This is a genomic window from Myxococcus dinghuensis (assembly GCF_024198235.1).
Taxonomy (GTDB): domain Bacteria; phylum Myxococcota; class Myxococcia; order Myxococcales; family Myxococcaceae; genus Myxococcus; species Myxococcus dinghuensis.
Genome location: NZ_JAKCFB010000003.1, coordinates 57,931 through 72,614, shown reverse-complemented (window position 1 = coordinate 72,614; position 14,684 = coordinate 57,931). Strand labels below are relative to the sequence as shown.

The following is a 14,684-nucleotide window of genomic DNA, read 5'->3' as shown; positions in this document are numbered from 1 at the left end:
AAGCACGACGACCCTCCGTGTCGAGGACACGGAGGGCCACCGTCACCACATTTTTCGAGCCACGAATCACTGCGCCGGAGGCGTCGCGGGCGCGAGGGCCGCCAGGTCCGCTTCGCGGATGAAGCGCAGCAGCACGCCGTCGACCTTGCGCTTGCCGTCCACCACCACGGTGGGCTTGAGGAAGAAGAGGTTGTTCCAGTTGAAGTCGTACAAAGCCTGCTCGGCGGCGTCGCTCCACGCGCCATTCATGGGGCCGCGGTAGTAGCCGAGCCTGTGCAGCGCGTGCTTCAGCACCTTGATGGACTCGGCGTCCAGCGGCGCGAGGTCGCCGGGGAAGGGCTCCGCGATGACGGCCTGATAGCGGTTGAGCTGCACCCCCAGCGTCTCCAGCGCGTTCATGCTGCCGTGCACCACGGACTCCGCGAGCACGTGCGTGTAGAAGGCCGTCTCGCTCGTGGTGTTCCAGACGCGGATGACACCCGAGCGCTCGCCGTTGCGGTCCCCGCCCACGAGCGCTCCCGCCTTGAGCGAGGCGTACAGCCGCTGGGGCAGGCTGCCCTTCGCCTGCCTGAAGCCGAACGCCATGGCGCGACACATGTCCGGGCTGCTCATGTTGTTGGCCTGCACCACGAACGTGTCTCCCTTGACGGAGCACGTGTGGGCGCTGGTGTCCGAGCCTGAGCGCTGGCCCAACGTGATGCTGCCGTCCGGGTGCAGCTTCACCGCCGCCAACTGCCGGATGGACGCATACGGGTCGACGGTGGCCACCCAGTCGATGGCGGCCTGGGGTGCCTCCCCCGCGTCGACGCGCGCGATGATGGCCTGGGCGGCGTCCACCGAGGGCAGCGCCATGGTGGCCACCGCGATGTCCGAGCGGCCATACGGCACGAGGCTGCTGACCCCGCTGGGGAAGGAGATGACGGCCATGCCGCACGACTTCTCCACGGGGTCGCACGCGACGACGGCGCGTGTCCCCAGGATGCCGGGGTTGGTGCCGGAGCGCTCCGCGGCGAGGACCGGAGCGGAGGACAGCCACAAGGCGGAGGCGAGCAACAGCTGACGCGCGGACGGCTTCATGGGGGACCTCGGGACGAGGCCCTCCCGTCGTCGCGTGGACCTCCACGTGGCGCGGATGGACCTCGAGGGTTGGGAGGGAGCGATGCGGTGTTGCTGTCATCGAAAACGCGGAGACCCCGCGCGCATATCGGAAAGGCACGCGAACCCGAGCCGCGAGGAATGCCGGGAATGGAGCGGGCACCCACCGTGCCGGGAGGGGCTCGCCGGTCCGGGTGCCCGCGTCGTTCCGCTTTCGGACAGGCCGGAATCGTGGCAGTGCCGCACGAGACAACAAGACACGTCCCACAAGTTCCCGCGTCGCGGGTATCGTGCGCGCCCGGCTACGGCCGCGCATTCCCCCCGTCCGCGCACGCAACCGGAGATTCGTCCCCCATGGCTCTCGACCTCACCTCCCTCCCACGTCCCGGCCGGGACGACGTCACCGTCGGAACGATGGCCCGTGGCCTCGTCGGCAGCGAGATTCTCCGCATCGCCGCGGAGGTCCGTGAGCTCGTGGCCAAGGGCCGCAAGGTGTGCAACCTCACCGTGGGCGACTTCAGCCCGCGCGAGTTCCCCATCCCGGACGGCCTGCGTCAGCACATCGCCAGCGCGCTCCAGGCCGGCGAGACGAACTATCCCCCCTCCGACGGCGTGCTGGACCTACGCCAGGCCGTGCAGCGCTTCTACGAGCGGGCCCTCGGCCTGAAGTATCCGATGGAGGGCATCGTCATCGCGGGCGGCGCACGGCCCATCATCTACGGCACCTACCGCGCGGTGCTCGACGAGGGCGAGACGGTCGTCTACCCGGTGCCCTCGTGGAACAACAACCACTACGTCCACATGATGGGCGCCAAGGGCGTGGTCGTCGCCACCGACCCCGAGCACGGCTTCATGCCCTCCGTGGAGCAGCTCGCGCCGCACCTGGGCACCGCGCGCCTCTTGTGCCTGTGCAGCCCGCTCAACCCCACCGGCACCATGATCGCGCCGGACGTGCTGGGCGCCATCTGCGAGCGCGTGGTCGCGGAGAACCGCGAGCGCGAGAAGCAGGGCCGCAAGCCGCTCGTCCTGATGTACGACCAGATTTATTGGGTGCTGAGCTTCGGCTCGGTGAAGCACGTCACCCCCGTGGAGCTGGTGCCCGAGGTCGCGCCCTACACGGTGTTCGTGGACGGCATCTCCAAGGCCTTCGCCGCCACCGGCGTGCGCGTGGGCTGGGGCATCGGGCCGCCGTCCATCATCGCGCGCATGCGCGACGTGCTGGGCCACGTGGGCGCGTGGGCACCCAAGGCGGAGCAGGTCGCGGTGGCGCGGTACCTGGATGACACCGCCGCCACCCAGTCCTTCCTGGAGGTCATGCGCAAGCGCGTGGACGAGCGGCTGGCGGCCCTCCACGTCGGCCTGACGCGCATGCGCGAGGCGGGGCTGCCGGTGCGCCACATCGCGCCGCAGGGCGCCATCTACCTGTCCGTCCAGTTCGACCTGGTGGGCAAGGGCGGCCTGAAGACCAACGACGACATCCGCAAGCTCCTCCTGGAGAAGGCGGGCCTGGCGGTGGTGCCCTTCCAGGCGTTCGGCCTGAACGAGGACAGCGGCTGGTTCCGCCTGTCCGTGGGCGCCACCTCCGTGGCCGAAATCCAGGACGTGCTGCCCCGCGTGGAGGCCACCCTCCGCGAGGCGCTCGGCGCGAAGTAGCCCGCCGCTTCCGGTGGTGCCCGGTCCCTCTTTCCCAGATGCCGAGGGACCGGGAATACTCCGGAAGGACCGCCGTTGAGGGCCCACCGCGCCCGGTCGGCCCTTCCCCCACCCCGACGGACGTACCCGTGCCGAGCGCGGCCGACACCTCATGCTCAAGCGCTTCGTGGATGTCCGTGACGAGGAGGTCGGGGCCGTCCTCGGCTCGTTCGTCTACTTCTTCACGCTGATGTGCGGCTACGCCATCCTCCGTCCCATCCGCAACGAGATGGGGACGGCGGGCAGCGTGAAGGGCCTGCCGTGGCTGTTCACGGCGACGTTCGTCGTGATGTTGCTGGCGGTGCCGGCCTTCTCCGCGCTGGTGGCGCGCTGGCCCCGGCGCATCGTGCTGCCGCGCGTCTACCGCTTCTTCATCGCCAGCCTGGTGGCCTTCTTCGTCCTGTTGAAGCTGGGCGTGGCGAAGGAGCCGGTGGCGCGCGTCTTCTACATCTGGCTGAGCGTCTACAACCTGTTCGTGGTCTCCATCTTCTGGAGCTTCATGGCGGACGTGTTCGCCAGCGAGCAGGGCAAGCGCCTGTTCGGCTTCATCGCCGCCGGTGGCACCACGGGCATGCTGGTGGGGCCGTTCCTGGTGGGGCGGCTGGCGGAGCCGGTGGGCCCGGTGAACCTCATCCTCGGGTCCGCGCTGCTGCTGGAGGTGAGCGCGCAGTGCGTGAAGTGGCTGAGCCGCTGGGCGCGGGACGTCCAGCACCAGCCGCCCGCGGCGGAGGGGCCCGTGGGCGGCGGCATGCTCGCGGGGCTGAAGCTCCTGGTGTCCTCGCCCATCCTGCTCGCGCTGGGGCTCCAGGTGCTCCTGTACGCGGCGACGTCCACGTTCCTGTACTTCCAGGAGGTGCGGCTCGTCTCGGAGCTGGGCAAGGACGCCGCGTCGCGCACCGCGCTGTTCGGTGACATCGACTTCTACGTGCAGCTGCTCACGCTGGGGCTGCAGACGCTCGTCACCGGGCGCGTCATCTCCCGGCTGGGGCTGGGGGCGGCGCTGGCGGTGGCGCCGGTGCTCACGGGGCTGGGCTTCCTGGGGCTGGCGGCGGTGCCGGTGCTGGGCGTGCTCGTCGTCGTCAAGGCGCTGCGCGGGGCCAGCCACTACGCGCTGGAGCGCCCCTCGCGCGAAATCCTCTTCACCACCGTGGACCGCGAGGCCCGCTACAAGTCGAAGAGCTTCATCGACACGGTGGTGTACCGCGGCAGCGACACGGTGAGCGCGTGGCTCCAGGGCGGCCTCACCGCGCTGGGGCTGGGCATGGCGGGCCTGTCGCTCCTGGCGGTGCCGCTGGCGGGCCTGTGGCTCGCCGTCTCCCTGTACCTGGCGCGACAGCAGCGGCGGCACGCGACGGAGGGCGCGGGCGTCCTGCCCGTGCCCGTCGTCGACGAGGTCGCCGCCCGTTGAGCCGTCGCGCCGTCGTGAGTCTTCCCCCGCCGTAGGAGGCAAACACCCCATGAAGCTGACGCGGAGAGACGTGATGCAGGGCGCGGTGATGCTGGGTTCGATGTGGGCCATGGGCTGCGCCACCACGGGCGCGGGCGGTGAGGCGGCGCCGGAGGGGCAGGGCGCGAAGGCGACCCGGGCGAGCCAGCCCTTGAGCATCCTCATCCTCGGCGGCACGAAGTTCCTGGGGCCCGCGCTGGTGGAGTCGGCGCGCGCGCGGGGCCACACCGTCACGCTGTTCAACCGCGGCAAGACGAACCCCGGCCTGTTCCCGGACGTGGAGAAGCTCCAGGGCGACCGCGACCCGACCAAGGCCGAGGGCCTGAAGGCGCTGGAGGGCCGCAAGTGGGACGCGGTGGTGGACACGTCCGGCTACGTGCCCCGCATCGTCAAGGCGTCCGCGGAGCTGCTCGCGCCCAACGTGGGGCACTACGCGTTCGTCTCCACCATCTCCGTCTACAAGGACCTGTCCAGGCCCGGCGTGAACGAGTCCTCGCCGGTGGCCACGGTGGACGACCCGGCGACGGAGGACGTGGGCAAGCACTACGGTGCGTTGAAGGCGCTGTGCGAGCAGGCCGCGGAGGCCGCCATGCCCGGGCGCGTGCTCAACGTGCGGCCGGGCCTCATCGTCGGACCGGATGACCCGACGGACCGCTTCACCTACTGGCCGGTGCGCGTGGCGCGCGGCGGCGACGTGCTCGCGCCCGGGGACGGGCAGGACGCGGTGCAGTTCATCGACGCGCGCGACCTGGCCGCGTTCATCATCCACGGCGTGGAGAAGCGCCTGGCGGGCATCTACAACGCCACCGGCCCCGCGCGCCCGCTGACGATTCGCGAGTTCCTGGAGACGACGAAGGCGGCGCTGGGCAGCGACGCGCGCTTCGTCTGGGCGGACACGGAGTTCCTGTCGAAGCAGAAGGTGGAGCCGTGGAGCGACATGCCGGTCTGGATTCCGAGCACGAACGAGGAGGGCGGGCTGGGTCAGACGAGCATCGCCAAGGCCCTGGCCGCGGGCATCACCTTCCGCCCCACCGCGGACACCGTGCGGGACACGGTGGCGTGGTTCAAGACCGAGCCCGCGGAGCACCAGGCGAAGCTGCGCGCGGGCCTCTCCCCGGAGCGGGAGAAGGAGGTGCTCGCGGCGTTCGCACAGCAGGGTGGCAAGGGTCCTTCGGTTGCCGGATGACGCCCCGGACCGTGCGTGATTGACTGGAATCCTTCTTTTCGAGGATTCCATCATGACGCCGTACGTGAAGACCTGGGGGCTCCGCGCGCGCGGGGCCTCCGCCCTGCTGTTGTCCCTCTCGCTGTCCTCCTGTGGCGGCAAGGACGTCCGTCCGGAGGGGCCGAGCGGGGCGAGTGACTGCTCGCCCGTGGTCATCGACCGCGACGTGGACCTGGACGGCTTCCAGACGGACCGCGTCACCTGGCGCGACGCGTCCTGCACGCCGCGCTCCGCCTCGCTGGTGCACAACGACGCGGAGGACCCCGCCGGCTGGCACGGTGGCTACATCCGCCGCTACACGTACCAGGTGGCCGGCGCGGACCGCACGTGCGACGGCGCCGCGGACGGCGTCCCTGGCTGGGGCATGGTGACGTGCCACACGCGCGTCGGCGACACCTGGGGCAACTGGACGGAGAAGGTGACGGGCTCCTCGCGCACCGTCTTCGCCGGGCGCCACCACGCGCTGCACGAGTTCAAGTGGCCGCTGCCGCTGGGCGGCTTCACCGTGCAGGTGACGGTCCACTACCTGTTCGCCACCGGCAAGAGCCACCCGCTCTACGCCATCACCCACGACGCCTCCTCCATCCCGCCCAACGCGCTGGAGGCGGACGTGCGCTCGCCCTACGGAGACCTGCTCTTCGACGGCAACGCCAACGCCGAAATCGCGGGCCTGGGCTGGGGCGACCGGCGGCGCTTCGTGACGCTGTCCTCGCCCGTGACGACGCAGACCGGGTGGGACTACCGCGAGCCCAACGTGGTGCCCTACACCCGCATGTGGACCAGCGCCCCGGACGCGGAGATGGGCGTGGTGCAGACGCAGCCCTGGCTGCAGAAGCCCGCGGGCGGCTACTGGTTCTACCAGTCCGGCTGGGACCAGCGGGACGAGGACGGCCCCATGCCCGTGGACTGGAACTGGACCTACCAGCTCAACCAGTACCAGCTCCCCGGGACGACGCGCTCGCACCGCATGGCCTGGGGCAGCAACTACGGCGGCCTGGGCTGGAGCGAGTACTCGCGCTACGGCGACGACGGCAGGGTCTCCGGCCACCCCTACCAGAGCTACTCCGTCTTCATGGTGCTGGGCACCCACCGCGAGGACCCCGTGCTCGCCCGGGTCGCGGAGGTGGAGGCCTGGCAGGCCGTGCGCCTCACCGCCACCGAGGGCGCCGTGCGCACCCAGGGCCCCGGCGGCGTCGGCCGCGCGGACGCCGTCGCCTTCGACACGCCCGGCTACAACCCCGTCTACGCCACCTGGGAGGCCTCGGCCGCGAACAACCGCGCCGAGCTGCGCTTCGAGGCGGGCACGCACGAGCTGAAGCAGCCGGTGGTGGTGCTGCGCGACTACACCGCCGCCAAGGCCCCGGCGAAGGTGACGCTCGACGGCAAGACGCTCACCGCCGACAAGGACTACTTCGCCTCCGTGGACGAGACGGGCGACGCCCTCTGGCTCACGCTGGACCGCACCCTCACCGGGACGGCGACGCTGCGCGTGGAGTGAGGCGCCCGCTGGAAAAAGCAACGGGGGATGCCCCGATGGACTCGGAGCACCCCCCGGAATGACCCCTGCTAGGAGCCCGCTCTCCCCCTCTGACGAGCGTGGCTCCTGGGTCCCCTGCCGCCGGTGGCGCCGCCCCCGCGACGCCACCTTCCTTCCCGCCCGGGTTGTCTCTGGAGGGCCTTGGACCCCTCCGTCGAAACCAGTACCGCGAGACCTCGAGCGCTCCCCCCGGCGCGCCCGCCTACGGCTTCGCCCCCTGGGCCTCCGGTGCCCCAAGCACCGAGACCCTCGCGAGCCGTGGCTCATGCTTCCGCAGGCCCGGTACGGGCACCGCGGGCCGGGAGACGCCGCGCAACCGCGCCAGCGTCTGGGCCCAGCCGAACTTCTGCGGGCGCATGGACGCCACCCGCGTGACTTCCTCCAACTCCCCCCGTAGCGGTCCGAGCGCGCTCGACGTCGCAAGAGCCCGGAGCTGCTCACGCTTCGCCCCCGCGAAGGCGTGGAGCTCCGGAACCGCGATGTCCCCCTCTCGTGCCTCGAGCGCCCCTGACTGCTCCCCCCGGATGCGCGCCCTCGCCTTGCTGGCCGGAGCAACCGTCCCCCTGCTCCCACGCTTCACACCGCCGGGCCTGTTGGCTCCCCCCGAAACCCGCTGGCCCGACTCATGCGCGACGTGAGACATCCGAACCTCCTGCGCACCCATGAAGACTGCGACCCCCCAGGACGGACGCCGTGGCGCCTGTCGACGAAGGCATACTGGCCCAGGTGCTCCGAGGAGTTTTCCGCACTAGCGCCAAACGCTTGCGCGAACGCGCCAGCGTGCGCGCGCGTGTTCACGACGGCGTGACGTCGCGGGTCGTCGCCTCCGCGGGCCCGACGCGACAGGTTGGATGGCGGCGTGGACGGGGGCGTGGGGAGGTCGGGCCGGGTGGCACTCGGCCGGAGGCGGGGCGGACAGGCGTGATGGGTAGGGACAGGGTGGGGTGGGCCATGTCAGCCTGTCGCGGTAGGGGAGTAGGTCGCGCGGTGTGCCCGGGGCCGTCCTCCCGGGTGGGCGTGGGCGGGTCGGGAGGGGCACGGGTCTCATGAGGTGGGAAGCGATGGGCGAGTCGCCCGGCGAGGACAGGCGAGGGAGCGGGAAGGGGCGTGCCTCCGGGCAGGGCTCCCTGCTGGCGGTGTTGGCGGAGAAGCCCGCGGTGGCGCGCGACATCGCCCGTGTGCTGGGCGCGCAGGAGCGCGGCGACGGGTTCCTGCGTGGCAACGGTTACGTGGTGACGTGGGCCATCGGTCACCTGGTGGGGCTGGCCCAGCCGCACGAGATACGGCCGGATTGGAAGAAGTGGAGCCGGGCGCTTCTGCCCATGCTGCCGGTGGACTGGCCGCTGGTCGTCTCGCAGGAGACGCGCTCGCAGTTCGACGTGGTGCGCCGCGTGCTCAACGCGCCGGAGGTGGGCTCGGTGGTGTGCGCCACCGACGCGGGGCGCGAGGGCGAGCTCATCTTCCGCTACATCTACGAGGCGTCCGGGTGCCGCAAGCCGGTGCGGCGGCTGTGGGTGTCGTCGCTGACGGAGCGCGCCATCCGGGAGGGCTTCCAGAAGCTGCGCGACGGGCGGGAGTACGACCCGCTGGCCTCGGCGGCCATGGGGCGCAGCCGCGCGGACTGGTTGGTGGGGATGAACCTGTCGCGCCTGTACACGCTGGCGCACGGGGGCCAGGGGGAGATGTTGAGCGTGGGGCGGGTGCAGACGCCCACGCTGGCCATGGTGGTGGAGCGCGAGCTGGCCATCCGCGACTTCGTGCCCCGCGACTACCTGGAAGTCGTGGCGACGTTCGCGCCGCAGGGGCAGGGCGTGGCGCCGGACGCGCGGTACGACGGCACGTGGTTCCGCTCGGGGCCGGATGGGCGGCCGGTGGTGCCGCCGGGGATGGAGGGCACGCGCGAGGCGCGGCGGCTCGACGCGGACGGCGTGGAGGCGCAGGCCATCATCGACCGCGTGCGGCGGGGGCGGGCGACGCTCGAGTCGCTGGAGGCGGAGGAGAAGCGGATGGCGCCGCCGCTGCTCTACGACCTCACGGAGCTGCAGCGCCACGCGAACCGGCTGTATGGCTTCAGCGCGCAGCGCACGCTGGAGGTCGCGCAGGCGCTGTACGAGCGGCACAAGCTCCTGAGCTACCCGCGTACGTCCAGCCGGCACCTGTCGAAGACGGTGGCGGACACGCTCCCGGAGGTGGTGGGGGCGGTGCGCGCGCGCTACGAGGAGGACCTCGCGCCCGGGACGGGGGAGCGCCCCCTGGGGCGGCGCTACGTGGACGACGCGAAGGTGACGGACCACCACGCCATCATCCCCACGCCGTCGTCGCCGGACGGGCTGCGGCTGTCCCCGGACGAGCAGCGCATCTACGACCTGGTGTGCCGGCGCCTGCTCCAGGCGTGGCACGAGGACCACGTGTGGCGCGTCACCACGGTGGTGACGGCGGTGGTGTCGCCGGGCTCGCGGAGCGCGGTGCCGGTGGTGGACCGCTTCCAGAGCATGGGCACGCAGGTGGAGCGCGTGGGCTGGAAGGTGCTGGACGTCGGCGGTGGGAAGAAGGCGCCCAGGCCCAGGGCGGAGGCGCGCAAGGGGGAGGAGGAGTCGACGGAGCCGGAGGACGAGTCCCAGTCGCTGCCCTCGGGGCTGGCGCGGGGGCAGGCGCAGACGGTGGAGGACGCGAAGGCGGTGAAGAAGCGCACCCGTCCGCCGCCGCGCTTGACGGACGCGTCGCTGCTGACGGCGATGGAGACGGCCGGCCGGGCGCTGGACGAGAAGGAGCTGGCGGACGCGATGCGGGAGACGGGGCTGGGCACGCCCGCCACGCGCGCGTCCATCATCGAGGTGTTGCTGGACCGCGAGTACCTGGTCCGTCGCGGCAAGGCGCTGGAGGCGACGGAGAAGGGCATCCGCCTCATCGAGGTGGTGCACCCGGACGTGAAGACGCCGGCGATGACGGGGCAGTGGGAGGCGTGGCTCCAGCGCATCGAGCGGGGCGAGGGGCAGCTCGACGAGTTCCTGCTGGGCATCGAGAAGTACGTCATCGAGGTGGTGGGGCACGTGCCCACCGGGCCCTCGTCCCGCGCGACGTACGTGGCGCCGAGCGAGGCGACCCAACGGCCCCTGGCTTCGCGGGAGCCGTGGCGCGGCGGTGAGTCGCTCGATGCCGGCGCGGGCCGGACGAGCGGGTCGCTGCCGTTGTTCGACCCGCGCGGGGGAGGCGCCCGGCGGACCGACATGGCGTCGCCCGCGACGGACGCGGGGACGCGGCGTGGCGCGGGAGGCCCGGTGTCGGGCGAGGGCGTGGGCCCCCTGTTCGAGGGCGGACGTTCCCGGCGCGGGGCTCGGGGCGTCGACGCGGAGCAGTCATTCTCGGATGCGAGCGGCGCGGGCCGGGGGACCTCCTCGGAGGGTGGTTTCCGAGGAGGGGCTCGGGGCTCCGACGCGGAGACGTCCTTCCCGGATGCGCGCTTCCGGGGCGCGGGTCCTGGCGCGGAGGCTTCGTTCTCCGACGCCGACGGGCGAGGCCCCGCTCGTCGCGGGGAGGCCTCTTCGTTCCCGGGCGCGAACCCCCAGGGCAGGGGCCGTGGCGCGGAGCCGACGTCCCTGGATACGGGCTCCCGAGGTGGCGCGTCGAGCGCGGAGTCGTTCCCCGCTCTGGCGACGGGGAGTTCTCGTCGCGCGGGTGCCGCCGCGTTCTCGGACTCGACGGTGATGGGGACGCCGGGGCGCGCGGCGTCGCGGAACACGCTCGACCCGTCGAGCGCGGCCGTCCCGTGGGGCCGAGGCAAGGTCGCGGCGCCCCCGGGGCAGCGGCCGGAGCGCGTCATGCGCGCGCCCACGCCACCGGACCAACTGCGCGGGCTGCTCAAGGAGGCCTTCGGCTTCTCCGAGTTCCGTCCGTACCAGGAGGCCGTCTGCCGCGCGGCCACCTCGGGGGAGGACCTGTTGCTGGTGATGCCCACCGGCGCCGGCAAGTCCCTCTGCTACCAGCTCCCGGGCCTCGCGCGCGCGGGCACCACCATCGTCGTCAGCCCGCTCATCGCGCTGATGGAGGACCAGGTGCTGCGGCTCCAGTCGCTCGGGTTCGCGGCGGACCGCATCCACTCCGGGCGCGACCGGGCCACCTCGCGACAGGTGTGCTTCGACTACCTGGATGGCCGGCTCGACTTCCTGTTCATCGCGCCGGAGCGGCTCGGCGTACCGGGCTTCGTGGAGCTGCTGGCGCGGCGCCCCCCCACGCTCATCGCCATCGACGAGGCGCACTGCATCTCCCAGTGGGGCCATGACTTCCGCCCGGACTACCGGCTGCTCGGCTCCCGCCTGCCGCTCTTGCGCCCCGCGCCCGTGGTCGCCCTCACCGCCACCGCGACGCCCGACGTGCAGCGCGACATCGTGCAGCAGCTCGGCCTGCTGGGCGCGGGCGGCAAGGCGCGCACGTTCATCCACGGCTTCCGCCGCACCAACATCGCCATCGAGGTGCGCGAGCTGAACCCCGGCGCGCGCGGCGACGCCATCCAGAGCCTGCTCCAGGACGAGGAGAACCGGCCGGCCATCGTCTACGCGGCCACGCGCAAGCACGCCGAGCAACTGGCGGACCAGCTCGCGGGGGACTTCCCCTCGGCGGCGTATCACGCGGGGCTCCAGCCCTCCGAGCGCGACCGCGTGCAGGCCGAGTTCCTCCGGGGCTCGCTGGAGGTCATCGTCGCCACCACCGCGTTCGGCATGGGCATCGACAAGCCGGACGTGCGCACCGTCATGCACGCCGCGCTGCCCGCGAGCCTGGAGGGCTACTACCAGGAGCTGGGCCGCGCCGGGCGCGACGGCAAGCCCTCCCGCGCGGTGCTGCTGCACTCGTACATCGACCGGCGCACGCACGAGTTCTTCCACAAGCGCGACTATCCCGAGCCCTACGTGCTCGAGCGCCTGTACCAGTCCACCGGCGCGGAGCTGGAGCCCAAGGCGTCGCTCCAGGGGCGCGTGCGCACGGACCCGGAGGTCTTCGACAAGGCGCTGGAGCAGCTCTGGATCCACGGCGGCGTGGTGATGACGCCGGACGAGACCGTGCGTCGCGGGCGGCCGCAGTGGTCCGCCGGCTACGCGGCCCAACGCGAGCGCAAGCTGCTGCACCTGGAGCAGATGGCGCGCTACGCGGAGGCGCCGGGCTGCCGCATGAAGCAACTGGTCGGCCACTTCGGCGACACCCAGGACTCCGGCGAGCCGTGTGGCCTGTGCGACGTCTGCGCGCCCGAGTCCTGCGCCACGCTGCGCTTCTCGGAGCCCACCGCGGCGGAGCGCCACTGGCTGGAGCGCATCCTGGAGTCCCTCCAGGAGCGGGACGGACAGGCCACCGGACGACTCCACCGGGAGCTGTTCGGCGACGCGCTCCCGCGCCGCGACTTCGAGCGGCTCGTGGGCGGGCTGGTGCGGGCGGGGCTCGCGCACCTGACGGTGGACTCGTTCGACAAGGACGGGCAGGTCATCAACTTCCAGCGCCTGTCCCTCACGGAGGAGGGGCGCCGCACGCGCGCGGTGGACCCCCGCCAGGTGTTCCTGCCCCTGCCCCTGGAGAAGGCCACGAAGCGCAAGCGCGGCAAGGCCAAGGCGGCCGGCCAGACGGGCCGCGCCTCGCGCAAGCGGGCGGGCACCCAGGCCACCTCCCGGCGGAAGGGCGCCTCCGCGTCCACCGCCCGGGGCCGGCGCGTCGAGGCCGAGGACGACGGTTGGGCCTCCGACGACGCGGCGGACGCTCCCACCGCGCGGGCGGGGAAGCGGGCTGGCGCGAAGGCGGAGGCGTCCCCCGCACTCGTCGAGGCGTTGAAGGCGTGGCGGCTGGCGGAGGCGCGTCGACGCAAGGTGCCCGCGTTCCGCATCCTGACGGACAAGGTGCTCGGGGCCATCGCGGCGGCGCGGCCGGAGCATGGCGCCGCGCTCCTGGCCGTGCACGGCGTGGGGCCCGCGCTCACCGAACGCTACGGCGCGCAGCTCCTCTCCCTCATCGCACGCAAAGGTTGAGGCCCCACGCATCCGTCCGCGCCACGCGGGCGGCCGAGCCGCGTGGGGGCGCTCCCCGTGTCGCCCGGGGCCCCTCACGTGGGCACGGGCCGTCTCCTTCGTGCCCCGCGGTTGGCCCATGACGGAAGACTTCTGCCCGGGCGAGCGGGTGCGAGGCGGCCTGCGGCATGCGAACGCTTTTCCCATCCCGCCGGTGCGATGGTCCTTTGTCGGCCGTCTCCCCACTTTTCGGCCCATCCACCGCGGCGTTGGGTGAACGCGAGCACGAGGGGGAAGCGGAAGATGGAACTCGGATTCGAGACAATCGGGAACGCCACACTCATCTGCCACGACAACGGACCGGTCCTGGTGACGGACCCCTGGACACACGGCGCCGCGTACTTCGGCAGTTGGACGTTGTCCCACGAGATTCCCGAAGAGCAGCGCGACACCATCCGGCGCTGCCAGTACGTGTGGCTCTCCCACGGCCACCCGGACCACCTGAGCATGGAGTCGCTGGAGCCGCTGCGCGAGGCGACCATCCTGGTGCCCAACCACTTCGGCGGCCGCGTCCGGGACGACCTGCGCGCGCAGGGCTTCAGCGTGCACGTGCTGGTGGACCGCGTGTGGACGCAGCTGTCGCCGCGCGTGCGCGTGCTGTGCATCCCCGACATGAACCAGGACGCGGTGCTCCTGGTGGACATGGACGGGCGGCTGCTCGTCAACCTCAACGACGCGGGGGACCGGGGCTGGGGCCGCTTCGTGCGCGGCCTGGTGCGCCGCTACGACGAGTCGTACCTGATGGCCCTGTCCGGCTACGGCGACGCGGACATGATCAACTACTTCACCGAGGACGGGCAGCGCATCGAGCCCTACGCCGCGGCGAAGACGCCCGTGGGGCGCACCATCGCCCGCCAGGCGGAGTTCTACGGCGTGCGCCACTTCGTGCCCTTCAGCTCCATGCACAAGTACCAGCGCGCCGACAGCCAATGGGCCTCGCGCTACACCACGTCCCTGGAGGACTACCCCCGGGGCTTCGAGTCCACCACCTGCACGCTCCTGCCCGCCTTCGTCCGGCATGACTTCGCCCGGGACGACACCCAGCTCATCCACCCGCCCGAGCGGGTCCTGGCGCCCGTGGACCCCCGGGAGTTCGGGGACGACTGGAGCGAGATGCTGGAGCGCGAGGAGTCCCAGCAACTGCGTGGGTACTTCGGCGCCATCGAGCACCTGGGCACGGTGCTCGACTTCCTGCGCTTCCGCGTGGGCGGACAGGACCACGTCATCGAGTTCAACCGCCGCCGCTTCCGCCGGGGCATCACCTTCGAGGCCCCGCGCAACTCGCTGATGACCGCCGTGCGCTACCAGGTCTTCGACGACCTGCTCATCGGCAACTTCATGAAGACGACGCTGCACGGCGACTTCGGCGAGGGGCGGCTGTATCCGGACTTCAGCCCCTACGTGGCCAAGTACGCGGACAACGGCAAGGCGCGCAGCCGCAACGAGCTGAAGACGTACTTCAGCGAGTACCGCCGCCGCGACCCGGTGGGCTTCCTGCGCGGCAAGGTGGAGGCGCACTGCGTGCGGCCGCTCCAGACGCAGTCCGCGGAGCTGCTGCGCTCGCTGCTGCCGTCGGACTCGGCGGCCTTCCGCGCCGCGAAGGAGACCTTCTGGAAGGTGCGCCGCGCCCTCTTGTGACGGCTC

General features: G+C 72.1%; 8 protein-coding genes. 6 read left to right on the top strand and 2 right to left on the bottom strand.

Annotation, left to right across the window (positions count from 1 at the left end; translation table 11 throughout):
- Positions 1–66: 66 nt before the first annotated feature.
- On the bottom strand, positions 67–1,077 hold the full coding sequence (locus LZ198_RS05240) for a DUF1028 domain-containing protein (RefSeq protein WP_253970768.1): 1,011 nt from the start codon (positions 1,075–1,077) through the stop codon (positions 67–69).
- Positions 1,078–1,449: 372 nt separating this feature from the next.
- Between LZ198_RS05240 and LZ198_RS05235 the strand changes: the two genes are divergently transcribed.
- From LZ198_RS05235 to LZ198_RS05220, 4 genes are all read left to right on the top strand, one after another.
- Positions 1,450–2,748 (top strand): pyridoxal phosphate-dependent aminotransferase, encoded by a 1,299-nt coding sequence (locus LZ198_RS05235; RefSeq protein WP_253970767.1) that lies wholly within the window; start codon positions 1,450–1,452, stop codon positions 2,746–2,748.
- A gap of 151 nt (positions 2,749–2,899) precedes the next feature.
- On the top strand, positions 2,900–4,195 hold the full coding sequence (locus LZ198_RS05230) for an NTP/NDP exchange transporter (RefSeq protein WP_253970766.1): 1,296 nt from the start codon (positions 2,900–2,902) through the stop codon (positions 4,193–4,195).
- 49 nt (positions 4,196–4,244) lie between these two features.
- Complete coding sequence (locus tag LZ198_RS05225) at positions 4,245–5,420, top strand: SDR family oxidoreductase (RefSeq protein ID WP_253970765.1); 1,176 nt, start codon at positions 4,245–4,247, stop codon at positions 5,418–5,420.
- Positions 5,421–5,472: 52 nt separating this feature from the next.
- Entirely contained in the window at positions 5,473–6,957 is a 1,485-nt protein-coding gene (locus tag LZ198_RS05220) for a hypothetical protein (RefSeq protein WP_253970764.1), read from the top strand.
- A gap of 241 nt (positions 6,958–7,198) precedes the next feature.
- Here LZ198_RS05220 and LZ198_RS05215 read toward each other — a convergent pair whose 3' ends face one another.
- Positions 7,199–7,354, bottom strand: a complete 156-nt coding sequence (locus tag LZ198_RS05215; RefSeq protein ID WP_253970763.1) for a hypothetical protein — start codon at positions 7,352–7,354, stop codon at positions 7,199–7,201.
- A gap of 688 nt (positions 7,355–8,042) precedes the next feature.
- Between LZ198_RS05215 and LZ198_RS05210 the strand changes: the two genes are divergently transcribed.
- Positions 8,043–13,001 (top strand): DNA topoisomerase 3, encoded by a 4,959-nt coding sequence (locus tag LZ198_RS05210; RefSeq protein ID WP_253970762.1) that lies wholly within the window; start codon positions 8,043–8,045, stop codon positions 12,999–13,001.
- A 282-nt stretch (positions 13,002–13,283) separates the two neighbouring features.
- Positions 13,284–14,678: an MBL fold metallo-hydrolase gene (locus LZ198_RS05205; RefSeq protein ID WP_253970761.1), complete on the top strand. Its 1,395-nt coding sequence runs from the start codon at positions 13,284–13,286 to the stop codon at positions 14,676–14,678.
- The last annotated feature ends 6 nt before the right edge of the window (positions 14,679–14,684 follow it).

Bases quoted from the DNA above. Each gene is read 5' to 3' on its own strand.
- LZ198_RS05240 (WP_253970768.1), bottom strand. From the start codon at position 1,077: ATGAAGCCGTCCGCGCGTCAGCTGTTGCTCGCCTCCGCCTTGTGGCTG.
- LZ198_RS05235 (WP_253970767.1), top strand. From the start codon at position 1,450: ATGGCTCTCGACCTCACCTCCCTCCCACGTCCCGGCCGGGACGACGTC.
- LZ198_RS05230 (WP_253970766.1), top strand. From the start codon at position 2,900: ATGCTCAAGCGCTTCGTGGATGTCCGTGACGAGGAGGTCGGGGCCGTC.
- LZ198_RS05225 (WP_253970765.1), top strand. From the start codon at position 4,245: ATGAAGCTGACGCGGAGAGACGTGATGCAGGGCGCGGTGATGCTGGGT.
- LZ198_RS05220 (WP_253970764.1), top strand. From the start codon at position 5,473: ATGACGCCGTACGTGAAGACCTGGGGGCTCCGCGCGCGCGGGGCCTCC.
- LZ198_RS05215 (WP_253970763.1), bottom strand. From the start codon at position 7,354: ATGCGCCCGCAGAAGTTCGGCTGGGCCCAGACGCTGGCGCGGTTGCGC.
- LZ198_RS05210 (WP_253970762.1), top strand. From the start codon at position 8,043: ATGAGGTGGGAAGCGATGGGCGAGTCGCCCGGCGAGGACAGGCGAGGG.
- LZ198_RS05205 (WP_253970761.1), top strand. From the start codon at position 13,284: ATGGAACTCGGATTCGAGACAATCGGGAACGCCACACTCATCTGCCAC.